The following is a 15,756-nucleotide window of genomic DNA, read 5'->3' on the forward strand; positions in this document are numbered from 1 at the left end:
TGGCTCCGGTGTTCGCCGAGGGCCCGGGCGTCTGTCCCGCCGCGGCCTCATCCATCATCCACTGCGTCTGCTTCACCCGCGCCGCCGGCAGGTCCTCGCCCGCGCGGAAGCGCTGCACGATGTCCTTCTTGCCCGCCCCACTCACCAGCCCCAGTACCTTCCGGGCGGACTGGAGCACGGGCAGCGTCAGCGTCATGCGCCACGGGGGCGGCTTGGGGCCCACCACCGCGAGCACCCGCCGCTCCTTCTCCTGGAGCGCGGCGTGGCCGGGGAAGAGCGAGGCCGTGTGGCCATCCTCGCCCATGCCCAGCACCACCACGTCCAGCACCTCGGGCAGGAGCTTCTCGTAGTCGCGAGCCGCCTGCTCGCGGTCCTCGCGCTCGCCCTGCATCCGGAACACCTGATGGGGCTGGATGCCCAGGGGCTCGAGCAGCGTCTGCTTCGCCAGCAGGTAGTTGCTGTCCGGGCTGTCCGGCGGCACGAAGCGCTCGTCCACGAAGTAGAAGTCCACCAGCGCCCAGGGCACGTCCTGCTTCGCCAGCTCCCGGTACACCTGTCCCGTCGTGCTTCCACCGGACAGGGCGAGGCTGGCGCGCTGGCCTCCCGCCACGGCCTCGAGCAGGGCGCGGGAGATCCACTCCGCGCCCCGCCGGCCCAGCTCGTCCTTCTGCACCACCACGGGCGTGGAACTCATCCCTTCAGCTCCATCCAGCGCCGGCCATCCCGCGACAGCAAGTCCCTCGCCGCGTCCGGCCCCACGCTGCCGGGCGCGTAGGTGTGCATCGGGCCGCCCTTGCCCCCTTCCAGCGCCTCGATGATGGGGGTGACCCAGGCCCACGCCTGCTCCACGCTGTCCTGGCGGGCGAAGAGCGTGGGGTTGCCCCGCATGCAGTCGAGCATCAGCCGCTCGTAGGCCTCCGGCACCGGCTTGTCGAAGCTCTGGGCGTAGTCGAAGTCCATGGTGACGCCCGCGATGTTGATGTCCTCGCCGGGCACCTTGGACTCGAAGCTCAGCGCGATGCCCTCGCGCGGCTGGATGCGCAGCGTGAGCACGTTGGGTTGCAGCCGCTGGCAGGTGTCGCTGGTGTTGAAGAGGCAGTGCGGCACGGACTTGAAGTGGATGGACACCTGGGTCACGCGCTTGCTCAGGCTCTTGCCCGCGCGCACGTAGAAGGGCACGCCCTGCCAGCGCCACGTGTCGATATAGGCCTTGAACGCCACGTAGGTGGGCACCTTGGAGTCCTTCGACACGCCCTCCTCGTCGAGGTAGCCCTGGTACTGCCCCTGCACCACCGAGTGGGCGATCTCATTGCCCTCGATGGAGCGCAGCGCGCGGAACACCTTGTTCTTCTCGTCCCGGATGTCCTCCGCGCCGAAGGAGATGGGCGGCTCCATGGCGCACAGGGCCAGCACCTGCAACAGGTGGTTCTGCACCATGTCGCGGATGACGCCCGTCTCGTCGTAGAAGCCTCCGCGCCCCTCCACGCCCACCTTCTCCGCCGCGGTGATCTCCACGTGGTCGATGTGCTGGCGGTTCCACAGCGGCTCGAAGATGGCGTTGGCGAAGCGGAAGACGAGGATGTTCTGCACCGTCTCCTTGCCCAGGTAGTGGTCGATGCGGAAGATCTGCTTCTCCTCCAGCACCGCGGCCAGCTCGCGGTTGAGCGCCCTGGCGCTCGCCAGGTCCCTGCCGAAGGGCTTCTCCACGATGATGCGGCGCCAGGGCTTCTTCACCTCGGCGTTCTCGCGGTAGAGCAGACCGGACTGCGCCAGGCCATTGAGGATGGTGGAGAACGTGGAGGCGGGCGTGGCCAGGTAGTAGAGCTGATTGCCCTGGGTTCCGAGGCGCTTCGCCGTGTCGTCCAGGTGCTCGCGCAGGCGGATGAAGGACTCGGGGTCGTCGTAGGCGCCCGACAGCATCTCCAGCTTGGAGGAGAGCTTCTCCCAGGTGGCCTCGTCCAGGGGCTGGGTGCGGGCGTACTTCTGCAGGCCCTCCTTCACCTGGGCGCGCAGCTTGTCCACGTTGTGCTTGGAGCGGCTGAAGGCGACGACGGCGAAGTTGTCGGGCAGTGAGCCCTGGCGCGCCAGTTCGAAGAGCGCGGGGAAGAGCTTGCGCTGGGCCAGGTCTCCCGTGGCTCCGAAGAGCACGATGATGCAGGGGTCGGGTTTCCCCGCGCGCAGCAGGGGATCTCCTTCGCGGGGATGGGTCTCGATGTGCAGGCCCTTGTCGTCCATGTCGCCCTCCGGATTCCGGATGTAGGGGTGATAAAGCGAGGTGCTCGTGCGTCCGTGAGGCGGCCATATATCGGGGAGCGCGCTGACCGCCAGCCGCATGTGGATGTCCACTGGGGTTATGGGTTGCGGGCCAACCATTCGGGGCTCGCGCTCAGGGGCATCGAGCTGGATTGAGACAGTTCCAGCCCGGGTAGATAGATTTCACGGGCTTTCCTTCCCCAGGAGGTCCTCCCATGCCGTTGAAGTACCTGCTGCCCGAGGAGCAGATCCCCCGCCACTGGTACAACATCATCCCGGATCTCCCCTCGCCGCCGGCCCCCGTGCTGCACCCGGGCACGCTCCAGCCCGTCAAGCCGGACGATCTGTCGCCGCTGTTCCCCATGCCGCTCATCGAGCAGGAGATGAGCGCCCAGCGGGAGATTCCCATCCCCGAGGAGGTCCGCTCCGCGCTGGCCCTCTGGAGACCCTCGCCGCTGTTCCGTGCCGTGGCGCTGGAGCGCAAGCTCGGGACGCGCTCGCACATCTACTACAAGTACGAGGGCGTCTCCCCCGCGGGCAGCCACAAGCCCAACACCGCCGTGGCCCAGGCCTTCTACAACGCGAGGGCGGGAGTGCGGCGGCTGGCCACGGAGACCGGCGCGGGGCAGTGGGGCAGCTCGCTGGCCTTCGCGGGGCAGCTCTTCGGACTCGCCGTCACCGTGTACATGGTGAAGGTCAGCTACGAGCAGAAGCCCTATCGCCGCTCGCTCATGCGCACCTGGGGCGCCGAGGTGTTCGCCTCGCCCACGGACAAGACGAACGCGGGGCGCGTCATCCGCGGCCAGCATCCGGACAGCCAGGGCTCGTTGGGCATCGCCATCTCCGAGGCCGTGGAGGACGCGGCCTCTCACGAGGACACGAAGTACGCGCTCGGCTCGGTGCTCAACCACGTGTGTCTGCACCAGACGGTGGTGGGCCAGGAGGCCCAGGCGCAGATGAAGCTGGCCGGCGAGTACCCGGATGTCGTCATCGGCTGTCACGGCGGTGGCAGCAACTTCGCGGGCATCGCGTTTCCCTTCGCGCGCGACAAGATGCACGGCAAGCAGGTGCGGCTGGTGGCCGCCGAGCCCACGAGCTGTCCGACCCTCACGCGGGGTGTCTACGCCTACGACTTCGGCGACACCGTGAAGATGACGCCGGTGATGAAGATGCACACGCTGGGGCACGATTTCATGCCGCCGGGCATCCACGCGGGCGGCCTGCGCTACCACGGCGCCAGTCCGCTGGTGTCCCAGTTGGTGGCCGCCGGGCTGGTGGAGGCCGTCGCCTACCCCCAGCGCGCCTGCTTCGAGGCCGCCATGCTCTTCGCCAGTGCCGAGGGCATCCTCCCCGCTCCGGAGAGCTCGCACGCGATCAAGGCGGCCATCGAGGAGGCCCGTCGCGCGGACGCCGAGGGTCACGAGCGGGTGATCCTCTTCAACCTCTCTGGCCACGGCCACTTCGATCTGGGGGCCTATGATCAATACCTCGCCGGCCAGCTCGAGGACTTCGCCTACCCAGGTGAGGCCATCCAGGAGTCGATGAAGAAGCTGCCGCACGTCGGGTAGGCTCGGAGGAGATGAGCCCGCCCATGCAGCTTCGTCCCTACCGCCCGAGCGATCGCGATGCCGTGTATGACATCTGTGTGCGCACGGGCGCGTCCGGCCAGGACGCCCGGGGCCACTACCGGAGCGACGACCTGCTCCCCGACGTCTACGCCGGCCCCTACCTGGAACTCGAGCCGCGCCTCGCGTTCGTGCTCGACGAGGGCGGACGCGCGGTCGGGTACGTGCTCGGCACCGCCGACACGCCGTCCTTCGTGAAGGCCTGGCGCGCCCGGTGGCTGCCCCTCGTGGCCGGCCGCCATCCCCCTCCGGTCGAGCCGGCACTCACCGCGGATGATCGGCTCATCTCCACGCTGCACCACCCCGAGCGGATGCTCCTGTCCGAGCTGGCCCTCCACCCGGCGCACCTGCACGTCGATCTGCTTCCGCATGCGCAGGGGGCCGGGCACGGCCGGCGCCTCGTGGAGACCTTCCTCGCCGCCGCGGCGGCCGCGGGCGCCCCCTCCCTGCACCTGGGCACGGGCAGCGACAACACCCGGGCGGTGCGTTTCTACGAGCGGCTGGGCTTCCAGCGGCTCACCGTGAAGGGGGCAGAGGGCACCACGTTCTTCTGGCGCTCCACCCGGTGACGCGCGCTCGCGCCGGGTCGCTCAGAGCCCGAGCGAATCCAGCACGTCGCAGCGCTGGGCGTTCAGGTTCGAGCCGTGCCCGAGCTGCGTGTTGATCTCGAGGTACTTCTCCTCCTCCCGCGTATACGAGGGCCACTCCACCGTGCCCTCGGCGTTCGGGTTTCCCCCGGTGGCGAAGCGGGTCCAGTAGCCGATGAGCTTCGTGGACAGCTCCCGCTCGGAATCGGAGTCCAGGGCGAAGCGGCCCCGGCTCAGGCCGAAGACGAAGGGCAGCTCGGCGGAGTGGTACGCGCCCAGCTTCAGCAACCCGCCGAAGATGCTGCCGAAGGCCTTCCTGGGCTCGTAGGTGAAGAAATAGGCATGCACGGGCTGTCCCTGCTCCACCAGCGTGCGCGCGAGTCGGCGGGTGGGACACACGAACATCGCGTCCCCCAGCAGCCGGCTGAAGGCCGCCTTGGGCGAGGCGAAGTCCTTCGCCGGATAGGCGCGCAGCAGGGGCTCGGCGTTGCCCGGCGCGCGCACGTTCACCGCGGCCTCGTACTGCTCGGGCGTGTCGATCTTCGCCTGGAGGGTGAAGATCGTGCCCTCGTCCCGGTTGGCGCCGAGCAGCAGGGGCACCCGCGCGTACCTGCCCTCCGCGAGGAGCTGGCGCGGCGCCGCGGGAATGACGTTCCCATCCACCACCGGCCCGAAGCCCACCCGGGGCTTGATCAGGTCGAGCGCGGCCCCACTCGCGGCGAGCAGTTGCTCGGGCGTCCGGGTGCGCAGGCACGCGGCGATGTCTCCCTCCGTGCAGCCCACCTCGTGGGCGAAGCGCACCCCGCGCTCCTCGGCGCTGTCCTCCTGCTCGGGCGTGCCCGGATCCCTCAGCGGCGTGGTGCCCAGGTAGCAGGTGCCGCTCTCGGCGATGACGCGGTGGAAGAGGCCCTGCGCCGCGGGCGAGAGCATCTGTAGGCACGCGGAGATGGCACCCGCGGACTCGCCGAAGAGCGTGACGTTGGTGGGATCTCCCCCGAAGGCGGAGACGTGGTCACGCACCCACTCGAGCGCGAGCCGCTGGTCCATGAGGCCATAGTTGCCCGAGGACTCCGCGGGTGCTCCGGCGCCGAGCGCGGGGTGGGCGAGGAAGCCCAGCGCGCCCAGCCGGTAGTTCATGCTCACCACCACCACACCCGCGTGGGCCAGTGCCGAGCCGTCGTACAGCTCGTCCCGGGACGAGCCGAGGGTGAAGGCGCCACCGTGGATGTAGACCATCACCGGCGCGGGCTTCTGGGGCCTGAGCGCGGATGTCCAGACGTTGAGGGTGAGGCAGTCCTCGCTGGTGCCCTCGACGGGCTTGCCGTTGCGCAGGTCCGCCTGGGGGCAGGGAAGGCCGAAGTGCGAGGCATCGCGCGGGGTGCTCCACGCAGTGGCGGGCTCGGGGGCGCGCCAGCGGCGCTCGCCGGTGGGGGGCTGGGCGAAGGGGATGCCGAGGAAGGCGGCGCTGCCATCCGCATAGGCCAGGCCCTGGACGGGTCCCCGGCCGGTCTCGACCACGGGCGCGGGCCCCTCGGCCAGCGCGGGCCCCGTGTGGGCACAGTGGGTGAGCAACAACAGGCAACTGGAGAGGAGGATCCGGAAGGACGAGCGCATGGGGAGATCTGGAGCACATTCGCCCGTCTCCGCCCACGGCCATGTTTCATGTGTCGTCCACTCCCACCCCTCGTCGCGGGATGCATCCGGGAAGGGCATCGAATACAAGGAGCGTTGACCCGTCTGGGAGACATATGAACCGGTTCCTTGGCCCCGCGTCCCTTGCCGTGTCCCTGCTGGCCCTCACCGTGGCCGTCTGGAGCCCTCGAGGAGGGGACGAGGCGCCCGTTGCCCCGCCTCCTGCTTCCCCGCCCTCCGCGTCCGCTCCTCAAGCGGTGAAGGATCTGGAACTCCGGGTGAAGATGCTGGAGGAGAACGCGCTGAGCCTGTCGCGGCGGTTGATGCTGCTGGAGCAGCGGCCGGCGGTCGCGGGGGCGGATGGGGGCGCCGCCGCTCCGGCGGGGCTGGCCTCGGAGGTGGAGCAGCTCCGCTCGGAAGTGCGCTCCATGGTGGCGGGCGAGGCGCTGCAGTCCGAGGGGGGACGCGAGTACCTCAAGGGCGTGATGCGCTCGGTGCAGGACGAGATGCGCACCGAGCAGCGGCAGCAGCGGCAGGAGCGGATGATTCAGGGCATGGCGCAGGCGCAGGCGCAGCAGGCCGAGCGCGTGCGCCGCTTCGCCACCGAGGCGCGGTTGAGCTCCAGCCAGGAGCGCGATGTCCTGCGCCACCTGGAGAACGAGTCCACCCGGCGCCAGGAGCTCTTCCAGGCGATGCAGAGCGGATCGGAGCCGCAGAACACGCGTCAGGAGCTGCGGCAGTTGCGCGAGCAGACGGACACGCAGATCAAGGCCCTGCTCGATGAGTCCCAGCAGGCCCAGTACGACCAGATGCGCCGCGAGGATCGGCGGGGGGGCGGACGTGACCGTGGGGACGGGCAGGGGCAGGCGCCAGGCAACAGGCGCTGAGGCGACCCGGGCTCACGGGGGACCCGGCGGCGGCTCCTCGTCGGGAGGGAGTTGAAGGGCCTCGACGCGCGAGAAGGCATCGAGGATGGCGCGGACGATGGCGCCGCGGCTGGTGACGAAGGCGCTCAGGTGTCCCCCGGACAGGTAGCGCAGCTCGGCTCCCCGCCAGTGTTGGAGCAGGCGCAGGGTGGAGGCGGCGGGGACGAAGCCATCCTGGCGCGCGGCCATGAAGATGGCCCGCTTGGGGTGGGGCAGGGGCGGCAGCGCGGTGGTGGCCGCGGCGGAGAGCAGCTCGTGGAGCCGTTGGCGCGCGGCCTCGATGCTTCCCAGGGGCCGGCCCAGGGTCTCCCAGTCGGGGAGGGCGGACATCACGCCCTCGGTGAAGACGGGGGCCGCGGCGTGGGCGGCGGCCAGGGGGATGACGGCCACGGGCAGGGGGAACAGGGCGGCGGCGTAGGCGGCGATGCTGCCCCCCATGCTGTAGCCGCAGATGCCCACCTTGGGGTGTCCCCGCGCGAGCAGCCACCCGAGCAGCGCCGTCGCCTCCACCGCCGTGGCGCGGAACATGAGCAGCAGGTCCGCCACGGTGCGCACCGCGGGGCCCTTCTGGGAGGGGGGACGGCGCGAGCCGTAGTAGGGATTCTCCAGCAGCAGCGCGCCCACGCCCGAGCGGGCCAGCTTCCCGGCGATGAAGCGGCGCAGGCCGAAGCCCTCGTCTCCCGAGGACGCGAGGAAGACACACACCGGAGGCAGCGGGCCGGCCTCGTGGGGGAGCAGCAACTGGAAGCGTGCCTCCTGGCAGGCGGCGGGCAGCGAGCCCACGGCCGCGGGGCTCGGAAAGCGTCCCTCCTGGACGAGCAGGTGCCCCTCGTGCCGCGGCGGGCTCATCCGCACGTCGGACAACTCCGGGAAGGCGAAGCCCTGGGGTCCCCGGGTGAGCTTCTCCAGGAGGGCGGACGAGCCCCATCCGTCCTCGAAGAAGCGCGGCTGGCGCGCCACCACCCATCTCGCGCCGAGCGCGTCCAGCCAGTGCATGCCGTTCATCCATCCATCCTCGCCGCGTCCGGACGGCCTGCCAACCGGCAAGCCTCCGGATGCGGGCGGGGAGCGCCGTCACGGCTGATCGTGAACGAACTGGTGCGCGGGCTCGGGCTGGTCCGCCACGGACTCCGCGGTGTCGGCGGGAGACACCGGCCCCTGCTTGAGGAACGTGGGCTGCCGGTAGGGGCTGTCCACCGGGCCCGGAGGCGTGTCCGACGCCGGCGTCGCGGTGCTCAGGGTGGCCTTCGCATTGGCGCTCACCGTCTTGGTCAGCGTGAGGCTGTCGCGCACGGTGTTGCTGGAGGTGATGAACTTCGCCGTCAGCGTGCCGCCGTCCACCGTCACGTCGAGGAAGCCCACGTTGGTGTCGTCGCGGAAGGCGGACCAGCTCGGCTGCGAGGTCTCGAAGGGACGCATGGTGGCGCCGCCGCTGCCCACCACGAGGTAGGGAATGCCCTTCGTGCCCGAGGCCGCCACCGCGTCGCCCTTCATCGGCTTGGAGCGCTCGTAGTTGTGATCATGCCCGGTGAGCACCAGGTCCACCCCGTACTGCTCGAAGGTGGCGGCGAACGCCTTGCGCATGGACGTGCTCGAGCCGTGCTCGCCGCTGGACCAGAGCGGGTGGTGGAAGAAGACGATCTTCCAGGGCCGCGTGGTGGCGGCGAGATCCTTGGCCACCCAGTCCTGTTGAATCGCCTTGGTGCACTCGGTGGTGGGGTAGCTCAGGCAGTTGGAGTCGAGCGAGACGAAGTGCACCGGACCCCAGTCGAACGAGTAGTAGCGCTCGGTGCGCGCGGAGTTGTTGGCCGGCAGGTAGAAGTTGTCCAGGTAGGGCTGGGCGTTGTTGGTGAGGTACTCGTGGTTGCCCGGCGTGGGGAACAGGGGCGTCTGCCGCAGCAGGGTCGCCATGGGGGTGAACATGTTGCTCTGGAACTCCGCGTCCGTGCCGGAGGAGTACGCGTTGTCGCCGAGCGTGAGGAGGAACTCGCCCGCGCGCGAGGGGGTGAGCACCTGGAGCACCTTGCGCTGCAGCGAGCCGCCCGTGCCGAAGTCCCCCATGGCGGTGAAGTGCACGCGCGGGATGTCCGGACCCGTGGCGGTCTGGAAGGTGCGCGCGCCCGTGACCGAGCCACACGCCTCGACCACGTAGCTGTACGTGCGGCCCGGGGACAGTCCGTCCAGCTTCACCGCGTGGCGGTAGCCCGTGACCGTGGCCGAGGCCGAGCGCGACAGGTACGCGCCCTCGCCGAAGCGCACGAAGGGCGTGCAGGAGGTGCTGGTGCGGAAGGCCACGAGCGCGCTGGTGGTGCCCACGCTCTGCAGGTACGGCTGGCGGGGCAGTACCGGGCCCGAGTCCGTGGTGGGCGCGGGCGTGGGCGTCGTCCCCCCTCCGGCGCATGCGCGCGCCTCGGCGATGGAGGCCCAGTCATTGACGGTATTGCCGTTGACGGTGACGCGCACGTAGCGCGCCTGGCGCGCGCTGGGGAAGGCGTACGTCTGGGCCTCGGCCGTCAGGGCGCTGTCCCCGGCGTACGCCTGGGTGAAGGTGGTGCCATCCGTGGAGGTGGCGAGCGTGAAGTGGTTCTGGCGCGTGTCTCCCTGGTGCCAGGCAATGGCGGCGCCCGAGAGCGATTGCGCGCTGCCCAGGTCGAGCGTGAGCCAGGCCCCCTTGCCCGGCCCGCTCCAACGCGTGCCCAGGTTGTCGTCCTGGGTATTGGCGGCCACGCTGCCCGCGCCGTCATCACCACTCGCGGACGTGCTCTGGGTGGTCATCGCCTGGCAATTGCTCGCGGAGAAACCCGGCGCGGGGGGGCCGCCGGTGGTCGTTCCAGGCGGAAGGGATTCGCTCTTCTCGGAACCCACGTCCTCGCGAGGCGCCGCGGGGGCGGGCTCCGTGACGGACGGCTCCTTCACCGGGGAGGGGGACGACTGCTCACAGGCCGTGACCAGCAGCACGCCCAGCAGACAAGCGGACGAAATCAACGGATTGGCTTTGTGCATCGTGGGTGCCCAAAGCGATGACGCACCCGCGTCATTCCAATCCCTGTCGAGGATTCTGAAGCCTGTCTACCGGGCGGCCGGGCTGGCGAGGAAGGGGCGGAGGAAGTCATCCGCTTCGGCGGTAATGCGCTCGAGCGAGGCCACCAGCTCGTGGCCGTCGTCCACCTCGACGAGCCGCACGTGGCGCCGGCCCTGGGCCCACTCACGTGAGTAGGAAATCTCCGTGGTGGTGTCCTGCCGGCCGTGGACGAGGAGCGTGGGCACGCGCACGTCGGGTCCTCCTCCCGAGCGGGCCTCCAGCGCGTCGAGTTCATCCAGGAGGCCGGCGTGCACCTGCGTCTGCCGCTTCTGCGCGTAGTCGTGAATCTCCAACCAGCCCGTCTCGCGCCACCGGTGCAGGCCCGGCTCGCCCACCGTGCGCCGCATCTGCCGGGCGATGCTCAGGGCGGGCGCGAGCAGGACGAGCGCGCACACCCGCGCGTCCTCCTGCGCCACGTGGCACGCGGTCAGCCCTCCCATGCTGGAGCCGATGAGGATGGCCCGATCCCGCTCTCCCCCCAGGGCCTCGCGCACCGTGCTCACCATCGCGCTGAAGCTCAAGCGCTCGAGCGAGGGCTGGCGCAGGTTCAGCCGCTCCAGGTGGATGCCCTGGCGGGCATAGTGCGCGGCGAGCCTCACGCCCTTGGCGGACTCGGGCCCCGAGGCGAAGCCGTGCAGGTAGAGCCACTTGGGTCCGGGGAGAACAGTCATAGGGGGCGCACTCTACCCCTTGGAGGAGAAGGTGCTATGCCCGTCCGTATGACGACTGCTCCCGTGGCGCTCATCACTGGTGGCTCGCGAGGCGTGGGCCGCGCGCTGTCCCTGCGGCTCGCGAAGGCGGGCTATGACATCGTGTCCACCTACCGGCGCGACGCCGAGTCCGCTTCCCTGCTCGCCCGTGACGTCGAGGCGCTCGGCCGGCGCTGCCGCACCGTCGTCGCGGATCAGCTCGAGCCCGCCAGCCTCCATGCCGCCTTCGACCTCGTGCAGCAGGAGTTCGGCGCGCTGGACGTCTTCGTGGCCAACGCCGCCTCCACTGCCTTCACGCCGCTCATGCAGATGAAGCTCCACCAGATGGACAAGACCTTCAACGTCACGGTGAAGAGCTTCCTGCTGGGCGCCCAGCGCTCCGTGCCGCTGATGGAGGGGCGCAAGGGCCGCATGGTCGCGGTGTCCGGCATGGACTCGCGCATGCCGCTGCCCTTCCATGGCTTCCTGGGCTCGATGAAGGGCGCCATGGAAATCCTGGTGAAGTACCTCGCCGCCGAGCTGGCCCCGAACGGCATCCGCGTCAACGCCGTCAATCCGGGCTACATCGACACCGACTCCAGCCGCTTCTACATGGGCGATGCCTGGGCCACGCTCGAGGCCAAGGTGCGCGACAGCGTGCCCGTGGGCCGCGTGGCCGACGGGGACGAGATCGCCAAGGCCATCGAGTGGTTGTGCTCCGAGGGCTCCTCGTACGTGAACGGCCAGACCCTGGTGGTGGATGGCGGCCTGGAGATCAACTACGCCATGCAGTTCGCCAGCGCCCTCACCTCGTCCTCCAAGTGAACCCCCCCGGCTTCGCATGGCCTCCGGGGTAGGGTAGATAGGGGACCACGAATGCCCACTCGTCTGCGCCTCTATCAGGTCGACGCCTTCTCCTCCCAGGTCTTTGGCGGCAACCCCGCCGCCGTGTGTCCGCTGGATGCCTGGCTGCCGGATGAGGTGCTCCAGGCGGTCGCCGCGGAGAACAACCTCTCCGAGACGGCCTTCGTGCTGCGCGACGAGGTGCGCGGCTGGCAGATCCGCTGGTTCACCCCCACCCAGGAGGTGGACCTGTGCGGTCATGCCACGCTGGCCGCGGCCTACATCCTCTTCACGCGTCTGGCGCCGGGCCTGGAGAAGGCCGAGTTCCACTCGCGCTCGGGTCCGCTGGTGGTGACGCAGCAGGAGGGCGAGTGGATGGAGATGGACTTCCCCTCCTGGGCGCCCGAGCCGTGCGCGGCGCCGGAGGGGCTCGCCGAGGCCCTGGGCGCCGAGCCGCGAGAGACATTGGCGACGCGCGACTTGTTGGCCGTCTTCGACACCGAGGAGCAGGTGCGCGCGCTCGCGCCGGACATGGCGAAGCTCGCCGCGCTGGAGTACTTCGGGGTGGTGGCGACGGCGCGGGGTACGGAGGCGGACTTCGTCTCGCGCTTCTTCGCGCCGCGCGTGGGCGTGCTGGAGGATCCGGTGACGGGCTCGGCGCACTGCTCGCTGGTGCCCTACTGGGCGCGCGTGCTGGGCAAGCGCCAGTTGCTCGCCCACCAGCTCTCCGCCCGCGGCGGCGTGCTCCAGTGCGAGGACCGCGGCGAGCGCGTGGGCATCGGCGGTCAGGCGGTGCTCTACCTCGAGGGCCACATCACGTTGTGAGCCCCTGGGCGCGGCGGCGCTCGGTGTCCACGACCACGTCGGGCCAGGGGACGGGTTCCCAGTCAGGTAGGACCACGGACAATGCCCACTCGAGCGTCGCGGCGGGCCGGAGCGCGGGAAGGGGAACCCGGACCGCGGGCGGCGTCTCGAAAGAGGGGCCGACGTGGCAATGGAACAGGGAGTGGCCGCACGCGCCCGAGCCCATGTGCCGGTCGTCCAGATGGGCCGCCACGACGAAGGGGCCGCTGGTGACGCTCTTGCCCTCGATCATCACCGAGAGCTTGCCCAGCCGGGTGTTGGACGTGTCGGTCAGCGCGAGGAGCGTCAGGCGCGCCTCGGCGATGTCGGGAGCGAGTTGGTGCAGTGGCTCCGACCACTCCTTGGCCTTCACGCCGCTACGCGGCGCGGCGATGTACCAATCGCGCAGGCCCGTCTCCGAGTTCTTCAAGTAGGTGAATCGATTGTTGAGTGAGGGTTCGGCGTGCTTGCGAGTGGTGAGCTGGCGCAGCACGCGGCGAATGTCACCCAGCGACGAGCCGCCCTCCGCCCGGAGCTTTCGATGTGCCTGGTGAAGCTCGAGCCAGTCGCTCATCGCTTCTCCAGCAGAGATGCGCGGTAGCTGAGCACAACTGTCCTCGCATCCCGTGGAATCCCGTTCGCGCGCCACCGTGAGAGCCACTCTTCAGGAGAAGCGCCGTTCTCGGCTTCAAAAGCCTGGCGCTCCGCCTCCACGTCGACTTCGGCGAGCCTCTCGGGGTCGGGATCGCTGCCTCGAATCCAGCTCGCCAGGCTCGGTGCCTCACGGAGCGCGCGCGTACCATCGCCGTCTCGCAGAAGGAACAACACGACGGGGTGCTTGCGCCGCGGCTCGAGCAACTGATCGCGAGTCCCATCGAGTTCCTCGATCGCAGCCCTCTCGTTTACTGGGGTCAGCAGCACCAGGGCGTCTGGACGTTGACGCGCTTCCGCCACTGAATCCGTGCGCACGGACATATCGGCACCCGCGATCGATTCGACTTCATCGACGAGCCAGTCACGTGTCCCGAGATCTGGGTAGTACACGACGACGATGCCGTCCCCGCCATCACGCTGAATCGCGTTTGCAATGCTCGCTACGGGATTATTCATGGACAGCTCAGATCAGGAACCGGACAATGGGGTGCGGTCGCATGACAGGCTGTCCGTTCTCGTGCCGCTCCAGAAGAACGCCATGCGCGAGCATCCGGAGTTTCTGATCGAGCGCCATGTCGCGCCCGTCTGTGCCATCGACTTGGCGAAGTGCGGCGTCATCTCCTGGAGTCAACAATCGACGAAAGCTCTCACGTTGATCCGCGACTGCTTGTGCGACATGGGAGAGTGTTGGCCAGTCTGCGCTGTCGGTCACGCGGGCGTAGGATGCTGCATCCGCGAGGAGTTGAAGGAACGAACGTGGAATTCCTCCGCTCCACTGTGCGCACTGGTCGAGAACTCCCCCTGGCTGGCCAAAGTCGGTTGGAGCCTGTGCGATTGCCTCTTGGTCTAGCTGTAATCGGCGTATCGCCACAGTGCGGAGAAACGCGACTCCCTCGGACCCTGCTGTGCCCTCAATTTCGACAGGCGGTACGACAATTAGCTTCTCTCCTGGACCGATAACTGTCTCGGCCCCCGGACCATAAGCGGCATGCCAGGGCACGACGACGACAAGCTCGACTTCTGTTTTAAAGAGCAGACGCTGGAGGGCATCGAAAACAAGCTGGGCGGGAGCAGGTGGTGTTTTTTCAAGCCCATCGATGAGCAGCGCGACGTGGCCTAGAGTGCTTTTCTGATTGACTTCTCGTATGATAAGAACCGCGAGATCCTCAGCGTTTCTCTGCTGCGATACTTCGCCGCCCAGTGGAGCATTTCTGGTCGCTAGCTCGAGTTCATTGAGCAGTTTCGGACTGATCTCTATCTTGTAGATATGTTGTGCGCCCCGAGCGATCACATCTGCGATTTGAAGCAGTGCACGTTCGGCCGTCAGGGTCCGCATGTTTTCAACGCGGTCAAGAGGGATGCGGCAGACGAAGCGGCTGGTTGCGAGCGCTTGTACCGCGAATGCCAGTTCCGTGCTTTTCCCGACGCCGACAGGACCCACCACGAGCAGCGGTGAGCGCCCGGCGAGAATCCAGTCGGCGATTCGAGGAGCCCCCACGGGCCGGGGAACGTACGCCTCGTTACCCGGGTTGAGTGGGCGGTTGGGGGCGAGTCGTGACCAGTCGGGGATCAACGTGGGCTCCTGCCTTCATTCTCGCTCGATCGCGTTCGTCTCTCGTATCCGACGGGCTTGGGCGGAGCCAAGGTGTTTCGCCGCCTGGGCTCAGGCCACCCGTTGCTCGGGCGCCTCGCCCTGCTTCGCGCTCAGGCCCAGCGCCTCGAGGTGCATGTCGCGCACGCGTCCGGCCAGCTCCACCGGATCCTCCCCGAGTGCCTGCGCCAGCACCGGCGGCAGCACGCGCACCCGCACCCGGGCACTCGCCCCCATCAACGGCCCGTCCCCCGCGATGACGTCCGTCGTGCCCTCGATGACCACCGGCACCACGGGCACCTGCTCCGCGATGGCCAGTTGGAAGGCGCCGCGCTTGAAGGGCAGGGGCTCGCGCGTGCGTGCGTAGGTGCCCTCCGGGTAGATGAACACCGCCACCCCCCGCCGCAGCCACCCGCGGCAGTCCTCCAGCATCCGCTCCATCGCCTGGGGATGGCCCCGCTTCACCGGGATGTACTCCATCAACTGCATCAGCCACCCGACGCACGGCGTGCGGAAGACCGCCTCCTTGGCGACGAACTTGAACGGGTGGTTGAGCCCCATGGACGCGAGGATGTCCGACGCGGACTGGTGGTTGGCCACGAGCACCGAGGGCCCCGGGGGCAGGTGCTCACGGCCCTCGATGCGCACCCGCCAGCCCGGCCACGACAGGTAGAGCACGTGGCACCAGCCGCACACGAAGGCGTGCAGCGCGTTGCGGTTCCGGTCGAAGGGCCAGGTGACGAGCCAGATCAGCGCTCCGATCGCCGTACAGAACGGGGCGGTGCTCAGGAAGACGAGCCAGAACCACAGGGTGGCCAGGTACCTCATTCTCGGTGTCTCGCGGTCAGCAGGGGGCACATCCGCCCCCCGGCAGCGGGAGGCGGCGCGTCATGATGCCCGCCCGGACGCCACTCCGCACGTCCGAAGCCGCCTGCCCGCCTGCTCCTCGCGGGAGAGAACGGGGGAGGGGCACTCCGCATTTGGCTCCACGCACGCCAACGGGCACACTGGCGCGGCCTGAACGTGCGAGC

General features: G+C 69.2%; 14 protein-coding genes and 1 pseudogene. 5 read left to right on the forward strand and 10 right to left on the reverse strand.

Annotated elements, in window-relative coordinates; translation table 11 throughout:
- Positions 1-46 precede the first annotated feature (46 nt).
- Together pgl and zwf are read right to left on the reverse strand one after the other, a co-directional pair.
- Positions 47-694 (reverse strand): annotated as a pseudogene (gene pgl, locus CYFUS_RS54470) (6-phosphogluconolactonase); the annotation flags it as partial.
- On the reverse strand, positions 691-2,235 hold the full coding sequence (zwf, locus tag CYFUS_RS06315) for a glucose-6-phosphate dehydrogenase (protein WP_095984410.1): 1,545 nt from the start codon (positions 2,233-2,235) through the stop codon (positions 691-693). The gene zwf and the pseudogene pgl, both read right to left, overlap by 4 nt.
- Before the next feature lie 233 nt (positions 2,236-2,468).
- On the opposite strand from zwf, the gene CYFUS_RS06320 reads away from it, so the two are divergent.
- Both CYFUS_RS06320 and CYFUS_RS06325 read left to right on the forward strand, forming a co-directional pair.
- A complete protein-coding gene (locus tag CYFUS_RS06320; protein WP_095984411.1) occupies positions 2,469-3,821 on the forward strand; it encodes a TrpB-like pyridoxal phosphate-dependent enzyme in 1,353 nt (450 codons plus the stop codon).
- 23 nt (positions 3,822-3,844) lie between these two features.
- On the forward strand, positions 3,845-4,447 hold the full coding sequence (locus CYFUS_RS06325; protein WP_095984412.1) for a GNAT family N-acetyltransferase: 603 nt from the start codon (positions 3,845-3,847) through the stop codon (positions 4,445-4,447).
- A gap of 21 nt (positions 4,448-4,468) precedes the next feature.
- On the opposite strand, the gene CYFUS_RS06330 is transcribed toward CYFUS_RS06325, so the two are convergent.
- Positions 4,469-6,079 carry a carboxylesterase/lipase family protein gene (locus CYFUS_RS06330; protein WP_157758275.1) on the reverse strand — a complete coding sequence of 537 codons (1,611 nt, stop codon included), beginning with the start codon at positions 6,077-6,079 and terminating at the stop codon, positions 4,469-4,471.
- 134 nt (positions 6,080-6,213) lie between these two features.
- Between CYFUS_RS06330 and CYFUS_RS06335 the strand changes: the two genes are divergently transcribed.
- Positions 6,214-6,984 (forward strand): hypothetical protein, encoded by a 771-nt coding sequence (locus CYFUS_RS06335; RefSeq protein ID WP_095984414.1) that lies wholly within the window; start codon positions 6,214-6,216, stop codon positions 6,982-6,984.
- A 12-nt stretch (positions 6,985-6,996) separates the two neighbouring features.
- On the opposite strand, the gene CYFUS_RS06340 is transcribed toward CYFUS_RS06335, so the two are convergent.
- From CYFUS_RS06340 to CYFUS_RS06350, 3 genes are all read right to left on the reverse strand, one after another.
- On the reverse strand, positions 6,997-8,028 hold the full coding sequence (locus CYFUS_RS06340; RefSeq protein ID WP_095984415.1) for an alpha/beta hydrolase family protein: 1,032 nt from the start codon (positions 8,026-8,028) through the stop codon (positions 6,997-6,999).
- 69 nt (positions 8,029-8,097) lie between these two features.
- Positions 8,098-10,026: a discoidin domain-containing protein gene (locus tag CYFUS_RS06345; RefSeq protein ID WP_095984416.1), complete on the reverse strand. Its 1,929-nt coding sequence runs from the start codon at positions 10,024-10,026 to the stop codon at positions 8,098-8,100.
- Positions 10,027-10,092: 66 nt separating this feature from the next.
- Positions 10,093-10,776 carry a YqiA/YcfP family alpha/beta fold hydrolase gene (locus tag CYFUS_RS06350; RefSeq protein WP_095984417.1) on the reverse strand — a complete coding sequence of 228 codons (684 nt, stop codon included), beginning with the start codon at positions 10,774-10,776 and terminating at the stop codon, positions 10,093-10,095.
- 36 nt (positions 10,777-10,812) lie between these two features.
- On the opposite strand from CYFUS_RS06350, the gene CYFUS_RS06355 reads away from it, so the two are divergent.
- On the forward strand, positions 10,813-11,619 hold the full coding sequence (locus CYFUS_RS06355; RefSeq protein ID WP_095984418.1) for an SDR family oxidoreductase: 807 nt from the start codon (positions 10,813-10,815) through the stop codon (positions 11,617-11,619).
- A 51-nt stretch (positions 11,620-11,670) separates the two neighbouring features.
- Positions 11,671-12,462: a PhzF family phenazine biosynthesis protein gene (locus CYFUS_RS06360; protein WP_095984419.1), complete on the forward strand. Its 792-nt coding sequence runs from the start codon at positions 11,671-11,673 to the stop codon at positions 12,460-12,462.
- On the opposite strand, the gene CYFUS_RS06365 is transcribed toward CYFUS_RS06360, so the two are convergent.
- From CYFUS_RS06365 to CYFUS_RS06385, 4 genes are all read right to left on the reverse strand, one after another.
- Complete coding sequence (locus CYFUS_RS06365) at positions 12,452-13,054, reverse strand: hypothetical protein (RefSeq protein ID WP_095984420.1); 603 nt, start codon at positions 13,052-13,054, stop codon at positions 12,452-12,454. The two genes, CYFUS_RS06360 and CYFUS_RS06365, sit on opposite strands and share 11 nt — an antisense overlap.
- Positions 13,051-13,590 (reverse strand): hypothetical protein, encoded by a 540-nt coding sequence (locus tag CYFUS_RS06370; protein ID WP_095984421.1) that lies wholly within the window; start codon positions 13,588-13,590, stop codon positions 13,051-13,053. Before CYFUS_RS06370 ends, CYFUS_RS06365 begins: the two co-directional genes overlap by 4 nt.
- Before the next feature lie 7 nt (positions 13,591-13,597).
- On the reverse strand, positions 13,598-14,707 hold the full coding sequence (locus CYFUS_RS50370) for an ATP-binding protein (protein WP_157758276.1): 1,110 nt from the start codon (positions 14,705-14,707) through the stop codon (positions 13,598-13,600).
- 90 nt (positions 14,708-14,797) lie between these two features.
- Positions 14,798-15,553, reverse strand: coding sequence for a lysophospholipid acyltransferase family protein (locus tag CYFUS_RS06385; protein ID WP_095984424.1), 756 nt, complete (start codon positions 15,551-15,553; stop codon positions 14,798-14,800).
- Positions 15,554-15,756: the final 203 nt, after the last annotated feature.

Source organism: Cystobacter fuscus, assembly GCF_002305875.1.
GTDB classification, from domain to species: Bacteria; Myxococcota; Myxococcia; order Myxococcales; family Myxococcaceae; genus Cystobacter; species Cystobacter fuscus_A.

Coding starts and splice junctions, on each gene's coding strand:
- zwf (WP_095984410.1), bottom strand. CDS start 2,235: ATGGACGACAAGGGCCTGCACATCGAGACCCATCCCCGCGAAGGAGAT.
- CYFUS_RS06320 (WP_095984411.1), top strand. CDS start 2,469: ATGCCGTTGAAGTACCTGCTGCCCGAGGAGCAGATCCCCCGCCACTGG.
- CYFUS_RS06325 (WP_095984412.1), top strand. CDS start 3,845: ATGCAGCTTCGTCCCTACCGCCCGAGCGATCGCGATGCCGTGTATGAC.
- CYFUS_RS06330 (WP_157758275.1), bottom strand. CDS start 6,079: ATGCGCTCGTCCTTCCGGATCCTCCTCTCCAGTTGCCTGTTGTTGCTC.
- CYFUS_RS06335 (WP_095984414.1), top strand. CDS start 6,214: ATGAACCGGTTCCTTGGCCCCGCGTCCCTTGCCGTGTCCCTGCTGGCC.
- CYFUS_RS06340 (WP_095984415.1), bottom strand. CDS start 8,028: ATGAACGGCATGCACTGGCTGGACGCGCTCGGCGCGAGATGGGTGGTG.
- CYFUS_RS06345 (WP_095984416.1), bottom strand. CDS start 10,026: ATGCACAAAGCCAATCCGTTGATTTCGTCCGCTTGTCTGCTGGGCGTG.
- CYFUS_RS06350 (WP_095984417.1), bottom strand. CDS start 10,776: ATGACTGTTCTCCCCGGACCCAAGTGGCTCTACCTGCACGGCTTCGCC.
- CYFUS_RS06355 (WP_095984418.1), top strand. CDS start 10,813: ATGCCCGTCCGTATGACGACTGCTCCCGTGGCGCTCATCACTGGTGGC.
- CYFUS_RS06360 (WP_095984419.1), top strand. CDS start 11,671: ATGCCCACTCGTCTGCGCCTCTATCAGGTCGACGCCTTCTCCTCCCAG.
- CYFUS_RS06365 (WP_095984420.1), bottom strand. CDS start 13,054: ATGAGCGACTGGCTCGAGCTTCACCAGGCACATCGAAAGCTCCGGGCG.
- CYFUS_RS06370 (WP_095984421.1), bottom strand. CDS start 13,590: ATGAATAATCCCGTAGCGAGCATTGCAAACGCGATTCAGCGTGATGGC.
- CYFUS_RS06385 (WP_095984424.1), bottom strand. CDS start 15,553: ATGAGGTACCTGGCCACCCTGTGGTTCTGGCTCGTCTTCCTGAGCACC.